Raw genomic sequence first — 6,814 nt, forward strand, 5'->3', positions numbered from 1 at the left:
ATGGGGACGGTATACCTAAACGGTGAGTACCTTGGCGCTGATGAAGCAAAGATTTCACCAATGGATCGCGGTTTCTTATTTGGCGATGGTATCTATGAAGTGATCCCATCATACCACGGCAAAATGCTTGGTTTTGGTGCACATATTGAACGTATGAATAACGGTTTAAATGAGCTTGAAATTAAGCTCGATTACACTGCCGATACGTGGCGTAAAATCTGTAATGATTTATGCGAGAAAAACCAAGGTGATAACCTAGGGATTTATTTACACGTTAGTCGCGGCGCCGACACTAAACGTGCCCACGGCTACCCAACGAATATTACCCCAACCGTATTTGCGTTTGCTTTTGAAATTCCGGCAGAGCCAAAAAGCGACATAGATAGCGCAACAACTTACACTGTATCGCTTGAACAAGACCGTCGCTGGCAACGTTGCCATATTAAATCAACGGCACTGCTTGGCAACGTGATCCATTACAAACATGGTGCAGCAGCGGGTAACAAAGAAACCATTCTATTTAATCGCTTAGAAGAAATTACCGAAGCAAGTTCAAGTAATGTGTTTATCGTAAAAGATGGCGTGATCAGTACTCCACCTCTTGATAACCAAATTTTACCGGGAATAACCCGCTGGTTAATAATCAACATTCTACACAGCCACAGTGACTTTAAAGTGCAAGAGCGCATTGTTAGTAAAGATGAGTTACTTGATGCCGACGAAGTATGGATCACCAGCGCCACTAAAGAAGTTGGCCCAGTCGTAAAAGTAAATGGTAAGTTAGTTGGCGATGGTAAACCTGGTGCAGTTTGGCAACAAGTACAAAGCCTGTTTTCTAAGCATAAGTTTGATTACTAATTTAATCGTAATTTAAAACAAACGCCTACATAAAGTAGGCGTTTTTGTTTTAGCTTTTATTTGGTTTATAAGGCCAAGCTTGCAATAGGCCGTCACTGGTTTCTGAATATAGCTGCTTACCATCGTAAGCCACACTTAGTACTGACGTACGTTGGCGCTGTTGTTTAGCTTCGTATTCAGCAATGAGTTCACCATCTGCAACGCGATATAAACGCATCTTCATTTTTGGTGAGCCCGTTAATAGCCATTTATCTTGATTAATAAATTGCGATGCAGTGAATTCAATAAAGTTAGAGTATGAAGACACTTCAGATAGCTCTTTTTTATTGGCTAAATCAAAAAATACACGATCATCAACCGAGTCAATTGCAAAGCCCAAGCTCGCTGTTTTATTTAACGTAACGTGATTCACTCTAGTCGCTAAACGCTCTTCAAAGCGAGTGCTGCCATCGTTCGTTGACCAAAGCTTAACGTACTTGTCGCTTGAGCCGGTAAACGCCCACTGACCATCGGCCGATAACGCCACGCTATTAATATCTAAACGATGAATATCAAAACGCTTAGTATCACCTGTGCGGGTATTTATCACCTCAGCCTTGCCGCTACGATAAGCGATAACCAACGTATCGCCTACGGCTGAAATAGCGATGTCTCTAGCGATTTCTTGTCCAGTGAGCCAAGTGCCAATACTACGCCCTGTGCGAGTATCGTATAAAGTCACCGATAATCGATTTGAAATGAAAAAGAGAGATTTGTTAGCGCTAAAGCCTGCCAGCTCAACATGTTCAGCGCCCTGCCCTGTTATACAATCATATAGACGCGCTTTTAACTGATTATCCCAAACGCACACCTCAGATTGGCTTGCCACTAACGCGTGACTCGCATCCTCGGTTAGCGCCGTGGCACTTAGTAGCTCATTGCCATGGGCAAATTCACTACTAGCAGGGGAAGTAAACACCTCACCTCCACCACAGCCCAAAAGGCTCAGTGCAAATACACAAGCAAGAGGTTTAAAAAGTTTCGACGTCATGATCATTCTCAATTTTTATAATTATTTTATATTGGAGCAGTGTAATGAAAATAAGCGGAAGTTGGTAGGGGAACTAGCCATCAGCTTTCAGCCGTCAGCCATCAGTTTTTGTAGGCGTGAAATTTATTTCGCGCGAAGCGCTGGCAGTTGTGCGATGCAGCGGCGCGCCATGCATGGCGCCTACTCAAAACTATTACTGGTCTGTTCTGCTAACGATTTCGTAGCCTTCAGCTTCATAATCATTGATGCATTTTTGAAATTTATTTTGCAGTTTTATTTCATCAAAAAAGCCAAGCGAATAAACATCACATTTTACTTTCATATGTTCACTGTTTTCTAAAACCGCATTAAGTTTGAGCTCAGCAAAACCAAATTTATAGGCTATTTCTGTGAACTGTGAATACAAAACCAAAAGCAGTACAGCAAGAAGGGTAATCGTTAGCGTATTTTTCATTTTTATTTCCTTTAAAAGTGTTTGTAAAAATACTGGAGCAATTATCGAACCAACAATATAACCTCATATAAATCAATATAATGAAGTATTCACGCAAAAGCATAGTTGATATTTCCACCAATAAATAGTGAAAAAGGCAACTATTTCCTAAAATAAATACAACTTTGGAGTGGTGAGTGTTTTTCAGTTTCGAGAAACGAGGTAGGAGGTACTAGCTAGTTTAGGCGCGCTTTTGTATCGCGCCATATCCGAAATATAAACTAGCTTCACACTAACCTGTAGCAGCGACTTTATGCCGCGTCATATATAAAAACCATTACGCGGGGTAAACCCGCTGCTACTTCTAACTTTACTCTTTCTAACTTTACTCTTTCTAACTTTACTCTTTCTAACTTTACTCTTTCTAACTTTCCCCTTGCTACCCCTTTTGAATTTCAACCTGATAGCTGACAGCTAACTTCCCTCATCCATGCGTAAAACAAAACACATTAAGTTTGTTACCGTCTAGGTCTCTGAAGTACCCCGCATAAAAGCCGGGCATTTCGCGTGGGCCGGGGGCGCCTTCGTCTGTGCCACCTAATTCTATGGCCTTCTTATAAAAGGCATCTACTTGGGCTGGGGTTTCAACAGCTAGAGCAATCATGGTGCCGTTACCTACAGTGGCTTTTTCATCGTTATAAGGTTTGGTAACCGCAAAACCGGGCTTATCTTGGCCTGTACTCCATGCGACAAAGCGGTCAGTTTCTAAAAAGCGCTCGGCGTTTAGAGTGGCGAACAATTCATCGTAATACTTTACTGCTTTAGCTAGGTTGTTTGTGCCTAACATGATGTAACCTATCATTGTGTGCTCCTTACGTTTAAAAGTGTCTGTACTCAACATAAAAGGGAAATGACCATCTGTCTATTGATTTCTCCATTCATCGCAATGGACTATATTTCTGATGGTTGTTACTTTATAACAGATTAAACACTGCTCACTAACAAGGAAATAAAATGAAGTTTAAAACGTCTTTAGCACTGCTTGCAGCTGCTAGCTTTTACGGCCACGCCGAAGCTAGTAATACCTTTGGGCTTGAAAATGTTTTTGATCTTGAATACGCCAACCAAATAGAAATGACAAAAAATGGCGATACAATTTACTTTGTGCGTAATCGCATGGATATCAAAAGCGACCGTAAAGTCAGTAATATTTGGTCAGTAAACCCAGATGGTAAAACCATGCTGCCGCTAACGTCTGGCGTGCATATGGATTACTCACCGGTGCTGTCACCAGATGAAACACGTTTAGCGTTTATTTCTACCCGTGATGGTAGTAGCCAAATCTATGTGAAATGGTTAAAAACCGGTAACGTAGCAAAAATTAGTAACCTAACGCAAAGCCCCGGCGGATTAACTTGGACGCCAGATGGCAAACAATTGGTGTTTAGCCAGTTTGTGCCAGCAAAATCAGCAAGCCCTGTGTCTTTACCGGGTAAGCCTGAAGGCGCTAAGTGGGCAGAGCCAGCTAAATATATTGACGATACCTATTATCGTGCTGATGGCGGTGGTTACTCAGAAAAAGGTTATCGTCACTTTTTTATTATCAGTGCAACGGGCGGCAATGCACGTCAATTGAGCTCTGGTGATTTTGATCACGGCGGAGCTATTAGCTTTAACAAAAAAGGTGATGCATTTTATTTTTCTGCTAATCGCCATACAGATAATGAACTGAAACCAACAAATTCAGAAGTTTATAAACTAAGTTTAAGTGATTTATCGATCACACAAATCACTGACCGTGTTGGACCTGATTCACGCCCAAAAGTGTCACCTAATGGTCGTTATCTTGCTTATACAGGCTATGATGACAAAAAAACTAACTATGAAAACAACGACATTTATTTACTAGATTTGAAATCAGGAAAAACCTCGGTACTCACAGCAGATTTAGATCGTAGTGTCGAAGATATAAAATGGGATGATAGCGGCAGTGGTCTTTATTTTAGCTACGATAGCGAAGGTAAAACACATCTAGCTTACCAACCGCGTAGTGGTAAACATAAAGTAATTACCGACAAAATTGGTAGTGTCGCCTTTGGTCGCCCGTATTCAGGTGGTGACTTTGATGTCAGTGAAGATGGTGAAGTTGCATTCACACTCGCTGATACCCAGCGCCCAGCTGATGTAGCATTAATTAAGCGTGGTAAAACGGCTCGTTTAACGCAATTAAATGAAGATGCGCTGGGCGACAAAGAGCTTGCCAAAGTTGAAGAGATTTGGGTTAAATCAAGCCATGACGGCTTAGCAATCCAGGGGTGGATTGCATACCCTCCGGGCTTTGACAAAAACAAAAAGTACCCTCTTGTTTTAGAGATCCACGGTGGTCCAGTTGCAAACTATGGCCCTCATTTCAGCCCTGAAGTGCAATTATACGCAGCCAAAGGTAATGTTGTACTTTATATGAACCCACGCGGCAGTGACTCATACGGTAAAGAGTTTGCGCAAACAATTCATCATAACTACCCAAGTAATGACTTTGATGACTTGATGACAGGTGTAGATGCTGTCATCGCTAAGGGCTTTATTGATGAAAGCAAACTGTTTGTTACCGGCGGTTCAGGTGGCGGGGTATTAACAGCTTGGATTGTGGGTCATACAGACCGCTTTGCAGCAGCTGTTGTTGCTAAACCTGTTATCAATTGGATCAGCTTTGTACTAACTGCTGATTTCTACCCTTTCTTTGCTGATTATTGGTTCCCTGGTAAGCCATGGGACAATATTGAGCACTACATGAAGCGCTCACCTATTAGCTATGTGGGCAATGTAAAAACACCAACCATGCTGTTAACCGGTGAATCAGACTATCGCACGCCGATTTCTGAAACCGAGCAGTTTTACCAAGCGTTAAAGCTACAAGGTGTTGATACCGCCATGGTGCGTATTCCTAATGCATCACATGGTATTACCGCTCGCCCATCAAACCTGATGAGTAAAGTCGCGTATATTCAATGGTGGTTTGATAAACATAGTAAGTAGTTGCAAGTTAGCAAAGCATTGTAGGCGCGATTTTATATCGCGCCATTTCCGAAACATTATCTAATAAAACTATAACGCGGGGCAACCCCGCTGCTACTTGCTAACTTTCTCCTTTCCAGCTTCCCCTTGTAAACCCCCTTTACAGTCAAAATGTGAGTAACTCCTTACATACCTTTTTTAAATATCGGACATTAATCCAAAAGCAGTTGGTAAAAAATCGGTTTATAGACAAAATCAGTAACTTGAGTTAGTAAAAAATCGGTTTGTGCCGCTAAAAACCTAGCTTCAGTTAGTAAAATTTTGGTTTATGAGGATATTGAGTTGGTAAAAAATCGGTTTATCAATGACGTGAGTTGATAAAAATTCGGTTTATAAATCGATAGAGTTTACAAAACAGCAGTATATTGCCGTTTATATGAGCCAATTTTAGCGATTCTAGAGGCAGTAATAAGGCAACACCCCCTAAATTAAGGCTTATAAGGCGGAGCTAGTTAAATCCTGATCTAAAATTTTTAAGCTGGTAAATGCGTGATCTGTATTTTTATAAAGCTAGTAAATGGCTGATCCAAGACTTAGTTAAAGAGTGATCCGAGATGCGAGGTTCGAGATGCGAGGTGCAAGGTGAGAGATGCGAGTCTGATGGCTGACGGCTGAAAGCTGATAGCTAAAATGTGAAAAAGGGCCCGAAGGCCCCTAACAACATTATTGAATAGCTATAAAGCAATATTACATTTTACAACTTGGTTAGAACTGGTTCATAGTATTTGCTTCACCACCGGCTTTAAGCGCATTTTCACCAGAGAAGTACTCTTTATGAGTATCACCAATGTTAGAACCTGCTAGGTCTTGGTGTTTCACTGATGCTTGCTCACGGCGAATTTCTTGACGTTGTACGTCGCGAACATACGCTAGCATGCCTAGGTCGCCGAAATAGCCTTCTGATAGAATATCAGTGCTTAGCGCCGCTGTATGGTAAGTTGGTAGCGTGATTAAGTGGTGGAAAATACCCGCTTCACGTGCACCATCTTTTTGGAAGTTTTGCACAAGTACGTCTGCTGCCGCTGCAAGCTCTGTGTCATCCATTTCTGGTGCCATTAATGCCTTATTGTCATCGATGCTTGGGTAAGCTGATAAGTCTTTACCTTGCTCTTGCCACTCAGCATATACTTGCTCACGGAATTTAAGTGTCCAGTTGAACGACGGAGAGTTGTTGTATACCAGCTTAGCATTAGGTACTTGCTCTTTAACGCGGTTAACAAGCTCAGCGATTTGTTTAACGTTTGGTTTTTCTGTTTCAATCCACAGTAAGTCAGCGCCTGATTGTAAGCTAGTTACACAGTCTAGAACTACGCGGTCTTTCTCTGTGCCTTCACGGAACTGGTATAAACCATTATCTAAACGTGTTGGTTTGCAAAGCTGGCCATTAAGCTTCATTGCTGTGTCGCCCTCGTTTAAGT

At 41.8% G+C, this 6,814-nt stretch carries 5 protein-coding genes and 1 pseudogene; 2 read left to right on the plus strand and 4 right to left on the minus strand.

The genetic code is table 11. The annotated features are described in order from the left end of the window. Complete coding sequence (locus L1264_RS14665; RefSeq protein WP_235404160.1) at positions 1 to 858, plus strand: aminotransferase class IV; 858 nt, start codon at positions 1 to 3, stop codon at positions 856 to 858. A gap of 49 nt (positions 859 to 907) precedes the next feature. On the opposite strand, the gene L1264_RS14670 is transcribed toward L1264_RS14665, so the two are convergent. From L1264_RS14670 to L1264_RS14680, 3 genes are all read right to left on the minus strand, one after another. Then, positions 908 to 1,888 (minus strand): WD40 repeat domain-containing protein, encoded by a 981-nt coding sequence (locus L1264_RS14670; protein WP_199527427.1) that lies wholly within the window; start codon positions 1,886 to 1,888, stop codon positions 908 to 910. Between the two features lie 193 nt (positions 1,889 to 2,081). Continuing rightward, positions 2,082 to 2,342, minus strand: a complete 261-nt coding sequence (locus tag L1264_RS14675; RefSeq protein WP_199527426.1) for a hypothetical protein — start codon at positions 2,340 to 2,342, stop codon at positions 2,082 to 2,084. 463 nt (positions 2,343 to 2,805) lie between these two features. After that, on the minus strand, positions 2,806 to 3,183 hold the full coding sequence (locus L1264_RS14680) for a VOC family protein (RefSeq protein ID WP_054563159.1): 378 nt from the start codon (positions 3,181 to 3,183) through the stop codon (positions 2,806 to 2,808). A gap of 152 nt (positions 3,184 to 3,335) precedes the next feature. Here L1264_RS14680 and L1264_RS14685 point away from each other — a divergent pair, with 152 nt between their 5' ends. Then, complete coding sequence (locus tag L1264_RS14685) at positions 3,336 to 5,357, plus strand: S9 family peptidase (RefSeq protein ID WP_199526122.1); 2,022 nt, start codon at positions 3,336 to 3,338, stop codon at positions 5,355 to 5,357. A gap of 744 nt (positions 5,358 to 6,101) precedes the next feature. Here the strand turns inward: L1264_RS14685 and L1264_RS14690 are convergent. Beyond that, positions 6,102 to 6,814, minus strand: a pseudogene (locus tag L1264_RS14690) (isocitrate lyase); the annotation flags it as partial.

It is taken from the genome of Pseudoalteromonas sp. APAL1, from assembly GCF_021532475.1.
GTDB lineage: Bacteria > Pseudomonadota > Gammaproteobacteria > Enterobacterales > Alteromonadaceae > Pseudoalteromonas > Pseudoalteromonas lipolytica_C.